This window comes from Paralcaligenes sp. KSB-10, assembly GCF_021266465.1.
In the GTDB taxonomy this organism is placed as follows: Bacteria; Pseudomonadota; Gammaproteobacteria; order Burkholderiales; family Burkholderiaceae_B.
In genome coordinates, this window is sequence record NZ_CP089848.1 from 3,259,230 (window position 1) to 3,273,757 (window position 14,528).

The window sequence follows — 14,528 nt, forward strand, 5'->3', positions numbered from 1 at the left end:
GCTACCGTAGGGAAGGCGGGGGCTTTCGGCGGGCCATGTTTGAGCGTAGCCGCGCCAGCGGCGTAGCGAGTTTGGCCCGACGCCCGCCTGGACGAGGTAGATCCGGATCCAGCACGCCGTGCCGGCCCTGACCCCAAGCCCCGATAGACGGCGTCTTCAAATACCAAAGCCACCAAAACATCGAATGCCGTAAACACTCGAGTGCGCCATACACACTCGAACCAAAAACACTCTAGTCCGAACCAGACGAAACCTGTCTCTGACCCGTGGATGAAATCAGCGCGGCTATTTCATCGGCATCGATACCGAATTCCTTCAATACAGCCTGAGTATCGGCCCCCAGTGCGGGCGGCGGCGAATATTCGGCCGAGGCGCCATTCCTGAGCGTATTCGGCAGGCCAATATTCCATATATCGCCCTCGGTGGGGTGCCTGATCGGCTGAAACAAGCCGACGTCCCGAATATGCGGATCGTCCGGCAGACTCTCCAGCGTGTTGTAGGGCATGGCCGGCACGCTCAGTTCATCGAAGATCCCCAGCCATTCCTGCGTGGTTTTTTCCAACAGCGCCGTGGAACGCAAATCAAAATACTCACGGGTATGCCTGAACCGGGCAGCGACCGAGCAGAATCGGGAATCCTCTTTCAATTCGGGATGGCCTATGGCGTCGAAGAAGCCGAACGCCTGACGGTCCGTATTCGCCGATAGGCATATGTACCCGTCTTTTGTCTTGATGGGACGGGTTTGTGGATCCGATACCCGGGGATCGAAATTGCCGCCCAGAGGAGGATCGAACGTGCGCAGATACATGTGTTCCGCCATGACAAAGGCCGCCATGTTTTCCAGCATGGGAATCTCGATGCCTTCGCCCTCGCCGGTCTGGCTGCGCTGGTACAGCGCCATCAGTATCATCTGCACGGCAATCAGGCCAACAGTATGATCGGCCATGACCATCGGCACATACCCGGGCTGGCCGTACATTTTGTCGACCACGGAAGCGATGCCGCTGGCGCCCTGGATAATGCTGTCGTAGGCAGGCCTGTTGGCGTAGCGGCCCTTGCGTCCGAAGCCCAGCAGGCTGCAGTGGATCAGGCGCGGATTTATCGTCTTTAAATCGTCGTAGGTCAGGCCCGCCCTCTCCAGCGCCTTGGGCCGCATGTTTACCACCACCACATCGACTTGCGCGCAAAGGCGCTTGAGCGCCCGCTTTGCCTCGTCGGTCTTCAGATTCAGCACCACGGACCGCTTGTTGCGATTCAGGTGCAGGAACTTCGCCGACATCGTGCCGCTGGGCGATGCGCCGCCCAGTTTGCGCAGCAGGTCGCCTTCGGGCGCTTCGATTTTTATGACTTCGGCGCCGTAGTCGGCCAGGAACTGGGTGGCCACCGGGCCGACCACGACAGACGTGAGATCCAGGACCTTGATGCCTTGAAGAGGCGCCCTCTTGGTGTTGCCCATTACTGCTCCATCTCGATGTCGACCATGATGACCGTATTGCCGTCTTCGTTGCATGCCCAGGCATGACCGCTTTGCGTGCGTTCGTCTATGGCCAGGTTCAGGCCGACGGTGCTGTTGACAAACAAGGGGCGAAGATTTCTTGAGCGCGACGCTTTTATTTTCTTGCCTGTACTGCGCATGGCGTAGTCCCAAAGCAGCAGAGTCGTCAGGCCGCCGTTCACTACCAGGCCCGGATAGTTCTCTACGTTGCACGCGTAATCGAGATCGTAGTGAATCCGGTGGGCATTGAACGTGATGGCCGAATAACGGAACAGCATCGTCGGATCGATGAACACGTCCTTGTGCAGCGCAGCCACAGGAATCTGGTCCGTTTTTTCCACCTTCTTCCTGGGCGCAACGCCTTGCGCAGGCGCCTCGCCGCGGTAGACAATGTCCTGCTCTTCAGTCAGGGCCAGATCCTCGCCGTCGTACAGTTCGTGCCTGACGGTCACGAAACACATTTCCCCGCTGGAGCCTTGTTTGATTTTTATATCCGAGATGCGTGATTTCCGAGTTATTTCGCTGCCTATGCACAGATCCGAATAAAAGTCGATTCTGCGGCCGGCAAACATGCGCCGGGGCAATGGCACAGGCGGCAGGAATGCGCCGGTGCGCGGGTGGCCGTCGCGGCCCAGCTGCGACTGGGGCTGCGTGGCCGTAAACAGCATGACATACCAGGCCGGGGAAATCGCCTGTCCCGGGATGAACAGACTTTCATTCCTGTCCAGCAAGGCGCTGATGCGAGCCGCTCCCGAAGGGCAGACATAGTCGGAGCTTTGCTGTTTTTTCCCTATCCAGGTACGCAGAAACTCAATATCGATTGCCGGAGTTGGAGTAGTCATTCGAACAGGACAGTATTCAATTGATGGCAATATGCGTTTTTTCCACGACATCTTTCCAGCGCGCTATTTCGCCGGCAATCATGGTTTTGAATTCTTCGGGGGTCGCTGGATGAGGTATCGCCCCTTCCGCTTCGAAGCGCTTGGCCAATTCGGGAGCGCTTACGATGCGGTTTATTTCCTTGTTCAGCTTGGCGACGATGCCGGCAGGCGTTCCCGCCGGAGCAACAATCCCGTACCATTGGTCGGCTTCAAAGCCTTTCAGGCCAGGCAAACCGCTTTCCGACACGGTCTGGACTTCGGGCAGCACGCCAACCCGTTTCAGGCTGGAGACCGCCAGTGCGCGCAACCGCCCGCTTTTCAGGAAACCGATTACCGCCGGCGTACCGGTAAACATCAGTTGATTCTGGCCCGCCAGCAAGTCCGTCACAGCGGGGCCGGTGCCACGGTACGGGACGTGGGTCATATTGATACCAGCTTTCAGCATCAGGTATTCCGTGGCAATGTGCGCCGCGCTGCCATTGCCTCCCGAGCCGAAATCGATCTTGCCCGGATTCTTCTTCGCATAGGCAATCAGTTCGGCCAGCGAATGAACCGGCAGTGACGGATTGACCACCAGCACGTTGGGCACGTTGGCAACCCAGGCAACCGGCTCGAACATTTTCAGCGGCTCGAGGTGCTTGGACCGGTACAGGCTTGGGTTCACGCCCAGCGTGCCAATATGGCCCATTAACAGCGTATAGCCGTCGTGGTCCGCTTTGGCGGCCTTTTCCGTGCCGATGATGCCGCCCGCCCCCGGCACATTTTCGATGATGACGGGCTTGCCCCAGGCCTGGGTAAGTTTGTCGCCGACCGCCCTGGCAAGAATGTCCGTGGAACCGCCTGGCGTAAACGGTACGATCAGGTGTATGGGCCGATCCGGGTAACTGGATTGCGGCTGTGCATAAGAGGGCATGGCCAGGCACGAGGCCAGCCCTGCGATCGATAATAATTTGGCTAACTGTTTCATGTTGTCTCGTGGTTTTATTGTGAGTTCGGGGCAGGAAGGTCCAGGCTGGACGGCCTGGAGATCCTTGAACTATGCACGCGGCAATGGTATATGTAAAATGCAAATAAATTGGCTATTAATGCATTAATTACATAAATAAAGCGTAGCGGCTCCGGGCTGAAGTATTTTTGGTTCAAGTGCTTACGGCACTGGACGCGGTTCAGTGACTTTCGTTTTTTGAGCTGTTTTTGGGCTTGATCTGTGGCTTTTGGACTGTGCGTTGTTGTGTTGGCGGCGGTTAATTCTATAAAGACGCCGCAGGGTGGGCGGTGCTGTGTAGTCCGGCACGTCCAGCGGTCGTGGTGCTACGCACCCCGACTGCCCGGGTCTGCCTCGTCCAGGCGGGCGTCGGGCGAACTCGTGTCGCCCCGCGGCGCGGGGCGACACTCAGACAGCGCCCGCCGAAGGCCCCCGCCTTCCCTTCGTCAGCACCCGGCGCTGGACTACCGCCGGACTACACAGCACCACCCACCCTGCGGCTCGCGTTGAGGCAATGCAGCGAGGTATACATTGGGGAAGCGGCGTTTAGCCAATCACGGGATACATTGTTGGGGCGGTGGGCGCTAGTACATCCAGTCGTCAATCCATCGAGTCGTCAATCGAGGTAGATGTGGCGACGTGATGGAGGCATGAGTGAGGGCACGTTAACGGTTCTATGGCTGCAGGCTCATTAACGGTAGGGGCAAGCACGTAAATTCCGGGCACCCCGTGATGCAATTCCAGGCATGCCATTACGTGAGCCGTCTATCGGGGCTTGGGGTCAGGACCGGCGTAAGGCGTGCGCCGGATGCTACCGTAGGGAAGGCGGGGGCTTTCGGCGGGCGCTGTCTGAGTGGCGCCCCGCAGCGCGGGGCGACGCGAGTTCGCCCGACGCCCGCCTGGACGAGGTAGATCCGGATCAAGCACGCCGTGCCGGGCCTGACCCCAAGCCCCGATAGACGGCGTCTTTATATACCAATACCCCATCCATCGAACCTCGTAAACACTCGAGTGCCATAAACACTCAATCCAAAAATGCCCCAGACACAACTCGGCAAGACCGGCCAAGCGTTTTACTTGCAAGGCGCCGCCAAAAATGAATGGCAAAGGTGCGGACTATCGATCGCCGAACAAGCTGTTCGCAATCAGTTCGGCGGTATGCGCCGAATCGGTCAAACCCAGATGTCCATGGCCCACAGCCAGCCAAAGCCCAGTCCGGCCGGCCACGGGGCCGATAACCGGCACGGAATCCGCCATGCACGGACGATGCCCCATCCATGTCGAAAATGGCTGGTGCTCCAGCCCCTGGAAAGTTTCCCGCGCTATGCGCAACAACACCTCGGCACGCCGCGGGTTCGAGGCCAACCTGAGACCACCGATCTCCACAGTACCCCCTACCCGCAAGCCTGCTTCCATGGGAGCTACAAATACTTTGCGATCCGCCAGCACCACGGTACGCGAGACCGGAGAACTTTCTCCCTGAAACTGGACATGGTAGCCACGCTGTGTTTCCAGCGCCAACTTGACACCCAGGGGATCAAGCAGCCGACGTGACCAGGCTCCCGCGGCCACCACCACGTGCTGCGCGGTCTGCGCTCCCGCAGCCGTATCGAGGCGCCAGCCTCCGGCCGCCGCGGGTTGGAGCGCCCTCACATCGGCACGCGACACCTGTCCGCCGATTTCAAGAAACTTATGGAAGATCGCCTGCACATAACGATAGGGGTTTCTTACCGTGGCATGATCGGCCAGGAACATGCCAATACGATAGCGGGGATTTATACCCGGCTCGAGCGCGACAATGCCATCACGATCGATGCGCTCAAATTGAAAACCGTATTTCTCACGCAGGCGCCAACCCGCGGCGTCTTTCGCCAACGTGTTTTCGTCTGGATAAAGATGCAAATGGCCGCGCTGCAAAATAAGCTCCGGCACGCCTACCTCGCGTGCCAAAGCTTGATGCCGGCTTACCGCGGCCTCGTGCAGAGCCGCGAGGCTCTTGGCCGACGCATCCACCGAGGCTCGGCGCGCCGACCAGACAAAGCGCCCCAGCCAAGGCAGCGCCTGTGGCAGATAACCCCAAGGCAGGTAAAGAGGACTTTCCGGATTGCGGAGCATGCCCGGCACGGATTTCAGTACGCCAGGCATGGCCAGAGGCGCGATCGAACTGGGGCTGATGGCTCCGGAATTGCCGAAACTACAGCCGCTACCGGGCTCTTCACGATCAATCAGCGTAACTTCGGCGCCGCGCTTGCGCAATTCGTAGGCCAGGCAAACACCGATGACACCGCCGCCGACAACCGCCACCATCCCTAATTTTTCAGGCATTGCATCCAGCCAAATTATTGCTCATTGCGCCACCCATCCCAGCCTTCCCGGCGAGCCCGCTTCAGCCATTGTAGGTACTGAAGGTGCATTCGCCAAGCGATGCCGAGTGGCCACGGCCAATCGTTGGCGCCGCAAGTTCCGGCAAGCGCCCGCGACAGCAACGCAGAACCGGGCGACCTGTAAACCTCATTTTTGCGCTCATGGCCTCCACCTAAAATCGCCACTATTCCTGTATCGGCAGACGCACCAGCACCTGATAGCGTGATTCAGGCACATTCGGCCTGGAGGCAACCAGCACACACTGCTCCGGCCGCCAGAAGATGGGGGAACACGACAGGCTATCCAGTTTGCCCGGCCCGGCATTTCGCAGCAGGGACACGTGCGGCCGGAAGGCGGACTCGGGCCTGTGCCAGCCCATGGATTCAAGGCGTATCCACAGCATGTCGTAAAGAGAGTCCAGCCATGCGATACGATCCGTATCGCCGTCCGCCGGACCGGCCCAGACAATGTTGGGCCGCTTGAACCGTCCCAAACGCCGCAAGGTCAATGCACCCAGCGATACCGGCCAATCGGCGGCGACATGAACCAGTTCATCCACCCGGACTCGGGGAGTATTTCCCAGGAAGGCTAACGTCATATGCAGGGTTTCGGGCTGCATGATGCGCCCGCCGCACAGGGAATGCGCGGCATGCCCCCAGCCTGCAAGTTCGGCCGCGATTTCCGGGGAAGGCCATAAAGCGAAAAACAGGCGCTCAGTGGCCCTGCCGTCATCGACCGGCGCAACAAAGGGTGGAGGGCACTCATCCATAAGGCTGACAGGGTCCTTCGACGTTCGATACGGGATGCTTCAGGGAAGAAGCGCCAGATTAATCTTCTTTTGAAAAGGTGCCAAGATCGAAGTGGGGACCGTCGCTGCACTGCGATGGCTCTATTCCAAAAAGGGTATGAATGCATATTGCCTACAGCCCCAGGCCCCTCAAAAACACAACAATTCTTGCTCTCCAGGCTTGCGTAATTCCACAAATTTAGTAAACTATGTTGACTAAATTTCCATCGAGAACCGAAGCCATGACAAACAGCACACTTTTAAATGCGCCTTTGCGCAGCGCAGATGTATGGCGCGGATCGGATATGCAAGGCGAACAGGGCTGGATCGCACAGTTTTCAAACGCGGAACTGAACGAACTGGACAACACCATAAAAGGTCTGGCCACACACTATGAAAATCCTGTTGGAGTAAGCCATAAAGATTTCTCCATGCCCCTACTGGAAGCCAAGTTCAAGGCTATTCGGATCGAACTGGAAGATGGCCGCGGATTCCAGGTGCTGCGCGGCCTGCCGGTAGAACGATACTCTCTGGAACAGAGCAAAATAATGCTCTGGGCTTTGTCGCTGCTGCTGGGCTCGCCCCAAGAGCAGGATCGTGCCGGAAATTTGATGCATAGTGTTGTGAATACTGGCAAAAAGGTGACTGCAAACAGTTCTACCCGCGGTTATGAAACCGATGACGAACTGACTTTCCACAATGATGGCGGCGATGCCTTCATGCTCTTGTGCCTTAAAACGGCCGTTTCAGGAGGAGTCAGCAAATTAGTCAGCGTGTCGCAACTCTTCAATGAAATCCTGCTGCGGGATCCGCAACTTGCCAAAGTGCTGCAGGAACCATTTTATTTTGATACCCGTTCTCAGCACAAAGACGGCCGGCAGACGCAGGCCTCTCCCATCATGAATTTTTTTGAGGGAAAACTCAGCGCTCTCTATAAGCGTCAATACATTGAGACTGCGCAACGTTTTCCGAACACACCCAGATTGACGAAGGAACAGATCGAGGCCATCGATTTGATCGACGAATTGTGCAATGATCCGTCCATACAGCTCTCATTCTCTATGCAACCAGGCGACGTCCAGATTGGCAACAATTACTCAATATTTCATGCCCGCACCAAATACCAGGATCACGCCGAAGATTCCCTGAAACGGCATCTGCTGCGCACCTGGATCACCCTGCCCAATGGCCGCTCGTTGCCGCCGATCTTCGCGCAAACGCGGGAGTTCAGCACTTCGTACACGCGCCGCCTAGCCGCATAGCGAAAAAAAAGCGGGCATCGCCATGAGTTTCCCAATGATTCGACCCTGATGGATTCTGCTACTATGCAAGCAGGCAGGCCATTGGGGCTGATCAGGACAAATTGGCTGAATTGCGAGAAATGGTCTCGAAAAAAAATATCAAGAAACTGCAATCCCTGCGCCCTAAAGGCGTAAGCCGTTTATTGCTTCTGGCCCGCAGAAATTTCGTCACTGAAATCGGCGCCTTGATTGAAAAATCCGGATTCCCGGTTTTGCCTGACTCGTGCCTCATGCTGCTGCCCTATATCGAGCTGGAAGGTACCCGCAGCACAGATATCGCCCATCGTGCAAGCATGAGCAAGCAGGCGGTGACGCAAGTCATCGGCATCATGGAAAAAGTGAAGCTTGTCGAAAAGAAACTGGACCCCAACGATGCCCGAGCCACGTTGATATCGTTCACCGAGTTTGGCGCCGCTTATCTGATGCACATGCATACCATCATCAATAAAGTGGAAAGCGATCTGGGCGAAAAAATCGGCGAAGAACAGATGGCGCTGTTTCGATCCGTTCTCGACTTTATGGCGTACAGCTGGCCCGCCGCGACAGCCAGCCAAATAATTTCTGGCGCCAAGCCGCCGGAATAAATCAATCTATTTATTCCTGAACAATAAGTCGGATGCGCCCCGCCGCATTTTCGCGGAATCGATCATGCATCGATCCTTTTTCACGCTTCCCCGCAGGGCAGGCAATAGCGGCAAGGCCGGATCGAAAGGCTATTTGTTTGCGAACATGCCGGGATTCTGCCGGACAAACTCTTTGGTGCGCAAAGCATCTTCTTGCAACATCGCCTCCAGTTCCTCGGGCGTTGATGCTTCCAGTTGATAGCCGTTATGTTCCAATGTTTTCCTTATGGTCGGCTCCTCCACAAATTTCCGACTGACCGCGGCCATTTTCAGGATAATGTCTCTAGGGGTATTCTTTGGGGCAAATATTCCGTACCAATTGCCAAAAACACCGTTGGGCATTCCGCTTTCTTTCAAAGTGGGAACGTCTGGCAGCGCCTCGCTACGCTTGGCTGAGGTAATCGCCAGGGCCCGCAATTTCCCTGATGTCGTCAAGGTTTGCAATACAGGAATATTGGCAAATACCATGTCGACCTGCCCGCCTATGGCGTCGGTGGCCGCCTGCGCTCCGCCTTTATAGGGAACATGAGTCAGGCTGATATCTGTATATTTTTCCAGCATCCCCACCTGAAGAAATAAAGAGGCGCTTGAAATTGTGTATTTCGACGGATTTCGACGCGCCATGGCGATAAGCTCGGAAATGGTCTTGGCGGGAAAGTTCATATTCGTCGCCACCAAACCGGGCATGCGGGCAATCAGGCTGACTGCCGCCAAGCTCTTGTGCACATCGAACGGCGGAACAGGGCCCACAGACGGGTTTGTGGCCAAAGTATCCACACCCCATAAAAACGTATAGCCGTCCGGATCGGCCCTGGCTACCGCCTCGCTGCCGATATTGGTCGCCGCACCCGGCTTGTTTTCAATGATGACGGCCTGCTTGAGTTCTTTATGTAGAAAATTTCCGTATTGCCGGGCTATCACATCTGTAGATCCCCCTGGCGCATAAGGCACCACCAATTTGATGGGCTTCTCGGGCCACGCCGCAGCGCCGGCGGCGTACGGGCAGACAAGCACCAGCATGCTCAGGAATAAAGCCAGGCCGTTCTTCATGATTTATGTCTCCATTAATAATTCTTGATTGCAAGTTTAAGATTTGCCTTGTTTTTAATCAAGTAACTTTATTAAAAATAGTGCAGATGAAAATAGAGCCGATGCGATCTTCACCCGAACCAGCCCATTCTTGTTAACATCGCAACATGAATGCACCCTTCCAGCACCGCAACCTGCCGCACCTGCTGCTTTACGCACGTGAAACGTTAATGGCGTATTTCCGGCCGATACTGAATGAAGCCGGCGTCACCGAGCAGCAATGGCGCGTGCTGCGCACGCTCAGCGAACTGGGCTCCATGGAGCCCAATCAGATTGCCCGCAGCTGTCAAATCCTCAGCCCCAGCCTGACCCGCATGCTGGCCGGCATGGAGCAGTCGGGCCTGATCAAGCGCACACGCTCGGCGGCCGATCAGCGCCGCCAGGAAATATCGCTGACTCCAAAGAGCCATACGCTCATCAAGCACATGCACCCCAGAGTCGATGAAAAATACCGGGAGCTCGAGGGCAAGATCGGCAAGGAATTGCTGGAACGCCTTTACCGCGACATCGATGCCGCGGTGGGAATGGTCAAGCAGGATGAGCCCCCGCGCTAAGGCAGGGGAAAGATTGCGTTGATCTGGCCGGTGCCCGAGCTGGCGAAGTAATCGGTCACGATCTCGACCGGGCGCCGGTATTCGTCCCAGCCCAGCAGGCCCAGCAGCATGGCGGTGTCGTGCATGCCGCCTTCGCCCTCGCATAGCCGCGCGTAGTCCGGCAGCATTTTGCAGAACGTGCTCCAGTCGCCCTGGCGCCACAAATCCACAACACGCAAATCGACCTGGCGGTGGAATTCGCGGCTGATCTGGTGCATTGACTCTTCGGGGCTGCCGTTGTCGTTGAAGCGATGCGACAGCGAACCGCTGGCCAGCACGGCCACATTGCTGTCGCTGCGCTTTATGGCTTCGAGCACGGCGGCGCCGAAACGGCGGCTTTCCTGCAGGTCGTGCCAGGCGCACCACGCTGCAATCGACACCACCTTGAAATGCTGGTCGGTGTTCATGTAGCGCATGGGTACCAGTGTGCCGTATTCGAGTTCGAGGCTGTCGATTTCATGGGCGCGAGTGCCCACACCATGCTGATTGGCCGTTTCGGCGATCAGGCGGCCCAGTTCGGAATTGCCGGGATACTCATATTTCATATCCTTGATGAAATGCGGCAATTCATTGCTGGTGTATATGCCGGAAAACCGACTATTGCAATTGATGTGGTAGCCGGCATTGACCAGCCAGTGCACATCGAACACCACCAGGGTGTCGACCCCCAAATCGCGGCAGCGCTGGCCTATGATGCGATGCCCCTGGATCGCCGCCTCGCGGCAGCCATGGTGCTTGCCCGGGAGCTCGGACAAATACATGGACGGAACATGTGTAATCTTGGCCGCCAGCGATAATTTTCCCATTTCCGTCTCCTGTGCCGATGACCGGCGTCGCTCTTTGCAATTTGATCGTGCCGGACGCTGCGGCGCCTACATGCCCCATTTGGGAATGTGATGACTGCCCATGGACACGCATACGTTCTTGACGTCGGCAAACACCTCGAGGCTGTACTCGCCGCCTTCGCGACCCGTGCCGGAATCCTTGATGCCGCCAAAGGGCTGGCGCAGATCGCGCACATTCTGGCTGTTGATGAACACCATGCCGGCCTCGATGCCTCGCGCCAGGCGATGCGCCTTGCCGATATCGTTGGTCCATATATACGACGCCAGGCCGTACTTGACATCATTGGCCAGGGCCAAGCCTTCGGCTTCGTCCTTGAACGGCAGCAGACACGCCACGGGGCCAAAAATTTCTTCCTGGGCGCAGCGCATGCAATTGTCGACGTCGGCCAGCACGGTGGGGCGCACGAAGTTGCCATGCTTCAGATGATTGGGCAAACCCTCGGGCTTGTCGGGGCCGCCGGCCAGTATGCGAGCGCCCTCCTGCTCGGCCAGGCGAATATAGCCGGTGACCTTTTCCCAATGCTGGCGGGTGATCATGGAACCGACATTGGTTTTGGCATCGGCGGGATCGCCCACCACCAGGCGATTGGCGCGCTCGGCGAACTTGCGCACAAAATCGTCGTAAATGGTTTCCTGGATGAAAATGCGCGAGCCCGCGGTGCAGCGCTCGCCGTTCAGGGAAAAAATGGTGAACAAGGCGGCATCCAGCGCACGATCGACATCGGCGTCGTCGAATACCAGCACAGGCGACTTGCCGCCCAGCTCCATGGAAAATTTCTTGACACCGCCCGCGGTGGCGACGATTTTCTTGCCCGTGGCCGTGCCGCCGGTAAAAGAAATCGCACGCACATCGGGATGGCGCACCAAGGCCTCGCCGGCGGTGGCGCCATAGCCATGCACTACATTCAGCACACCAGGCGGAATACCGGCTTCCAGGGCCAGCCGCCCCAGTTGATCGGCGGTCAGCGGCGACAATTCAGACATCTTCAACACCGCCGTATTGCCCAGCGCCAGACACGGCGCGGTTTTCCACGTGGCCGTCATGAAGGGCACATTCCAGGGCGAAATCAGGGCGCACACGCCTACGGGCTGATACAGCGTGTAATTCAGCATCTGATCGTCGACCGGGTAGGTACGGCCATTCATGCGGGTGCACACTTCGGCAAAAAAATTGAAGTTCTGCGAAGCGCGGGGAATCAGCTGCTTGCGGGTCTGCGAAATGGGCAGGCCCGTGTCGCGGGTTTCAAGCTCGGCCAGTTCAGGCACATTCTTGTCGATCAGCTCGCCCAGCCGGCGCATGAGGCGGGCGCGCTCGCTGGCCGGGGTGTTGGCCCACTTGGGAAAAGCGTCCTTGGCCGCGGCGACGGCGGCATCGATTTCAGCTTCGCCGCCGGATGCCACCTCGTCTATGGCTTCGCCCGTGGCCGGGTTATAGGTGGTAAAACGGTCTTGGCTGTCGACCTCTTTGCCGTTGATCCAGTGCTTGATGCTCACGCCGCTCTCCTTGCCGCCAGGCAACCGGACTATTGTCGGTGGCTGTCGGGCATTTAAATATAGTTAACTAGTTAATAATCTACTTTTTCCGCCGGCCTGTCAAGACTCCCCGTCACTACCCGCCTGGACAAACGCTCGTTGACGCGCGGGCCGGTTTTCTTTATTATTAACATGTTAATTACAAGATGCAAGGGTCCGCCATGCCGCATATATGGATCGAGTACTCAGCCAATCTGCGCCCCGAAATCGATGTCCGGGCCTTGATGAAAACTGTGCAGGACACCGCCATCGGCGACGGCAGCGTCTTTCCCCTGGCGGGCGCCCGCACTCGCGCCCTCTGCATCGACGACTATCTGATCGTCGACGGGCATCCCGACAACGCTTTTGTCCATGTCACCCTGAAAATCGGCCATGGCCGCGACGACGCAGTCAAGCAGCGGGCCGGCGAGCGGATTTTTGCTGCGCTACAGCAAGCCCTGGCGCCCATCATGGCGTCCCGGCCGCTGGGCATTACCATGCAGATCGAGGAAGCCGACCCCGTCCTCAACTATAAAAGCAATAACTATCGGGATTACCTCAAGGCCCGGGCCGCAAACAAATAAGGAGTTTTCCCATGACGACCCAAGCGGACTATGCCACTTTGGCCTGCGGACCTGCCGCCGATCGACCCCGGATCGTGGTGGGGACCCTGCTCAATTACCGGCAGGCCCTGGAACAACTGGGCGATGCCGCCAATCAGCCTCCCTACAAATCGGCCCCCAAGGCCCCGGTCCTGTATATCAAGCCGGCCAACACCTATGCCCAGGACGGCGACGAAATTGTGCTGCCTGCCGACGTCGCCGAAGTCGAGATCGGCGCCTGCCTGGGCATTGTCTTCCAGCGCAAGGCCACCCGGGTCAGCGAAGCACAGGCAATGGATTATGTGGCCGGATACCGCATCGTGGCCGATCTGTCGGTGCCGCACTCCAGCTACTTCCGCCCGCCCATGAAACAGAAATGCCGCGACGGCTTCTGCCCCATGGGAGCCCTGCTTGCCCGCGATCAAATCCAGAATCCGGACGACCTGAGTATCCAGGTGCATGTCGATGGCCAGTGCATGCAGCAGGCGCATACCCGCGACCTGATCCGCCCTGTGGCCCGGCTGATTGCCGATGTCACGCAATTCATGAGCCTGGACCGCGGCGACATTCTGCTGGTCGGCGTTCCGGCCGGCGCCCCGCTGGCGCATGCCGGCCAACGCATTGAAATCAGCATTTCGGAACTTGGCCGCCTGACCAACCGCCTGAGCGCCCCCGTCTGACCCGCAGGAAATACGCCCAATGAAACACGCCCGCATACGCTACCAAGGCAGCATCCACCTGGCCACCGACGCCGGCGATCACCGCTTGCGGCTGGCCGATGGTCGCACCCTGTCCCAGGACGAGGTCGACTGGCTGCCGCCGATAGAACCGCGCACCACCTTTACCCTGGCCATCAACTATGCCGATCATGCCAAAGAACTGGCTTTCAAGGCACCCGAAGAGCCCCTGGGCTTCCTGAAGGCGGCCAATACCTTTGTCGGCCATCGGGCCCAGACCCTGCGGCCCGCCGATGTGGCCTTCATGCATTATGAATGCGAGCTGGCCGTGGTGATAGGGCGCACGGCCAGCAAGGTATCCCGCGACCAGGCCTATGAGTATGTGGCCGGCTACACGGTAGCCAACGACTACGCGCTGCGCGACTATCTGGAAAACTGGTACCGGCCCAATCTGCGCGTCAAGAGCCGCGACACCTGCACGCCGCTGGGCCCCTGGCTGGTCGAGCGCGACGATGTGCCCGACCCCATGAACCTGAACCTGCGCACCACCGTCAACGGCGTGGAAACCCAGCGCGGCAACACCCGAGACATGGTGTTCGGCATACCGGCGCTGATCGAATACTTCAGCAGTTTCATGACATTGTCACCGGGCGACCTGATCCTGACCGGCACACCCGACGGAATCGTCAACGTCAAGCCGGGCGACGAAGTCGTCACCGAAATCGAAGGCATCGGACGCCTGGTCAATACACTGGTCGCCGATCCCGCCTGATA

The 14,528-nt window shown here is 58.0% G+C and carries 14 protein-coding genes; 6 read left to right on the forward strand and 8 right to left on the reverse strand.

Annotated features, from left to right (window positions below):
• Positions 1–232: 232 nt before the first annotated feature.
• From LSG25_RS15040 to thpR, 5 genes are all read right to left on the reverse strand, one after another.
• Complete coding sequence (locus tag LSG25_RS15040) at positions 233–1,456, reverse strand: CaiB/BaiF CoA-transferase family protein (RefSeq protein WP_232741716.1); 1,224 nt, start codon at positions 1,454–1,456, stop codon at positions 233–235.
• Positions 1,456–2,337, reverse strand: coding sequence for a MaoC family dehydratase N-terminal domain-containing protein (locus LSG25_RS15045; protein WP_232741717.1), 882 nt, complete (start codon positions 2,335–2,337; stop codon positions 1,456–1,458). Before LSG25_RS15045 ends, LSG25_RS15040 begins: the two co-directional genes overlap by 1 nt.
• 16 nt (positions 2,338–2,353) lie before the next feature.
• A complete protein-coding gene (locus LSG25_RS15050; protein WP_232741718.1) occupies positions 2,354–3,343 on the reverse strand; it encodes a tripartite tricarboxylate transporter substrate binding protein in 990 nt (329 codons plus the stop codon).
• Between the two features lie 1,134 nt (positions 3,344–4,477).
• Positions 4,478–5,686, reverse strand: coding sequence for an FAD-binding oxidoreductase (locus LSG25_RS15055; RefSeq protein WP_232741719.1), 1,209 nt, complete (start codon positions 5,684–5,686; stop codon positions 4,478–4,480).
• A 223-nt stretch (positions 5,687–5,909) separates the two neighbouring features.
• Positions 5,910–6,494: an RNA 2',3'-cyclic phosphodiesterase gene (thpR, locus tag LSG25_RS15060; RefSeq protein ID WP_232741720.1), complete on the reverse strand. Its 585-nt coding sequence runs from the start codon at positions 6,492–6,494 to the stop codon at positions 5,910–5,912.
• 260 nt (positions 6,495–6,754) lie between these two features.
• On the opposite strand from thpR, the gene LSG25_RS15065 reads away from it, so the two are divergent.
• Both LSG25_RS15065 and LSG25_RS15070 read left to right on the forward strand, forming a co-directional pair.
• The gene (locus LSG25_RS15065; protein ID WP_232741721.1) at positions 6,755–7,774 is read left to right on the forward strand and encodes a TauD/TfdA family dioxygenase; all 1,020 of its coding nucleotides are present in this window, start codon (positions 6,755–6,757) and stop codon (positions 7,772–7,774) included.
• 119 nt (positions 7,775–7,893) lie between these two features.
• Entirely contained in the window at positions 7,894–8,397 is a 504-nt protein-coding gene (locus tag LSG25_RS15070; protein WP_232741722.1) for a MarR family winged helix-turn-helix transcriptional regulator, read from the forward strand.
• Positions 8,398–8,526: 129 nt separating this feature from the next.
• Here the strand turns inward: LSG25_RS15070 and LSG25_RS15075 are convergent, their stop codons facing one another.
• Entirely contained in the window at positions 8,527–9,486 is a 960-nt protein-coding gene (locus LSG25_RS15075) for a tripartite tricarboxylate transporter substrate binding protein (protein ID WP_232741723.1), read from the reverse strand.
• Positions 9,487–9,632: 146 nt separating this feature from the next.
• On the opposite strand from LSG25_RS15075, the gene hpaR reads away from it, so the two are divergent.
• The gene (gene hpaR / locus LSG25_RS15080) at positions 9,633–10,079 is read left to right on the forward strand and encodes a homoprotocatechuate degradation operon regulator HpaR (protein ID WP_232741724.1); all 447 of its coding nucleotides are present in this window, start codon (positions 9,633–9,635) and stop codon (positions 10,077–10,079) included.
• Here hpaR and hpaD read toward each other — a convergent pair.
• Positions 10,076–10,924 (reverse strand): 3,4-dihydroxyphenylacetate 2,3-dioxygenase, encoded by an 849-nt coding sequence (hpaD, locus tag LSG25_RS15085; protein ID WP_232741725.1) that lies wholly within the window; start codon positions 10,922–10,924, stop codon positions 10,076–10,078. The genes hpaR and hpaD overlap by 4 nt on opposite strands.
• A gap of 66 nt (positions 10,925–10,990) precedes the next feature.
• Positions 10,991–12,457, reverse strand: a complete 1,467-nt coding sequence (gene hpaE, locus LSG25_RS15090) for a 5-carboxymethyl-2-hydroxymuconate semialdehyde dehydrogenase (RefSeq protein WP_232741726.1) — start codon at positions 12,455–12,457, stop codon at positions 10,991–10,993.
• A gap of 200 nt (positions 12,458–12,657) precedes the next feature.
• Between hpaE and LSG25_RS15095 the strand changes: the two genes are divergently transcribed.
• The 3 genes from LSG25_RS15095 to LSG25_RS15105 are packed head-to-tail and all read left to right on the forward strand — an operon-like array spanning position 12,658 to position 14,526.
• Positions 12,658–13,059, forward strand: a complete 402-nt coding sequence (locus LSG25_RS15095; protein WP_232741727.1) for a 5-carboxymethyl-2-hydroxymuconate Delta-isomerase — start codon at positions 12,658–12,660, stop codon at positions 13,057–13,059.
• 11 nt (positions 13,060–13,070) lie between these two features.
• A complete protein-coding gene (locus LSG25_RS15100) occupies positions 13,071–13,757 on the forward strand; it encodes a fumarylacetoacetate hydrolase family protein (protein ID WP_232741728.1) in 687 nt (228 codons plus the stop codon).
• Positions 13,758–13,776: 19 nt separating this feature from the next.
• A complete protein-coding gene (locus LSG25_RS15105) occupies positions 13,777–14,526 on the forward strand; it encodes a fumarylacetoacetate hydrolase family protein (RefSeq protein WP_232741729.1) in 750 nt (249 codons plus the stop codon).
• Positions 14,527–14,528: the final 2 nt, after the last annotated feature.

Excerpts from the sequence above, each read along its gene's own strand:
- LSG25_RS15040 (WP_232741716.1), bottom strand. The coding sequence starts at position 1,456 with ATGGGCAACACCAAGAGGGCGCCTCTTCAAGGCATCAAGGTCCTGGAT.
- LSG25_RS15045 (WP_232741717.1), bottom strand. The coding sequence starts at position 2,337 with ATGACTACTCCAACTCCGGCAATCGATATTGAGTTTCTGCGTACCTGG.
- LSG25_RS15050 (WP_232741718.1), bottom strand. The coding sequence starts at position 3,343 with ATGAAACAGTTAGCCAAATTATTATCGATCGCAGGGCTGGCCTCGTGC.
- LSG25_RS15055 (WP_232741719.1), bottom strand. The coding sequence starts at position 5,686 with ATGCCTGAAAAATTAGGGATGGTGGCGGTTGTCGGCGGCGGTGTCATC.
- thpR (WP_232741720.1), bottom strand. The coding sequence starts at position 6,494 with ATGGATGAGTGCCCTCCACCCTTTGTTGCGCCGGTCGATGACGGCAGG.
- LSG25_RS15065 (WP_232741721.1), top strand. The coding sequence starts at position 6,755 with ATGACAAACAGCACACTTTTAAATGCGCCTTTGCGCAGCGCAGATGTA.
- LSG25_RS15070 (WP_232741722.1), top strand. The coding sequence starts at position 7,894 with ATGGTCTCGAAAAAAAATATCAAGAAACTGCAATCCCTGCGCCCTAAA.
- LSG25_RS15075 (WP_232741723.1), bottom strand. The coding sequence starts at position 9,486 with ATGAAGAACGGCCTGGCTTTATTCCTGAGCATGCTGGTGCTTGTCTGC.
- hpaR (WP_232741724.1), top strand. The coding sequence starts at position 9,633 with ATGAATGCACCCTTCCAGCACCGCAACCTGCCGCACCTGCTGCTTTAC.
- hpaD (WP_232741725.1), bottom strand. The coding sequence starts at position 10,924 with ATGGGAAAATTATCGCTGGCGGCCAAGATTACACATGTTCCGTCCATG.
- LSG25_RS15095 (WP_232741727.1), top strand. The coding sequence starts at position 12,658 with ATGCCGCATATATGGATCGAGTACTCAGCCAATCTGCGCCCCGAAATC.
- LSG25_RS15100 (WP_232741728.1), top strand. The coding sequence starts at position 13,071 with ATGACGACCCAAGCGGACTATGCCACTTTGGCCTGCGGACCTGCCGCC.
- LSG25_RS15105 (WP_232741729.1), top strand. The coding sequence starts at position 13,777 with ATGAAACACGCCCGCATACGCTACCAAGGCAGCATCCACCTGGCCACC.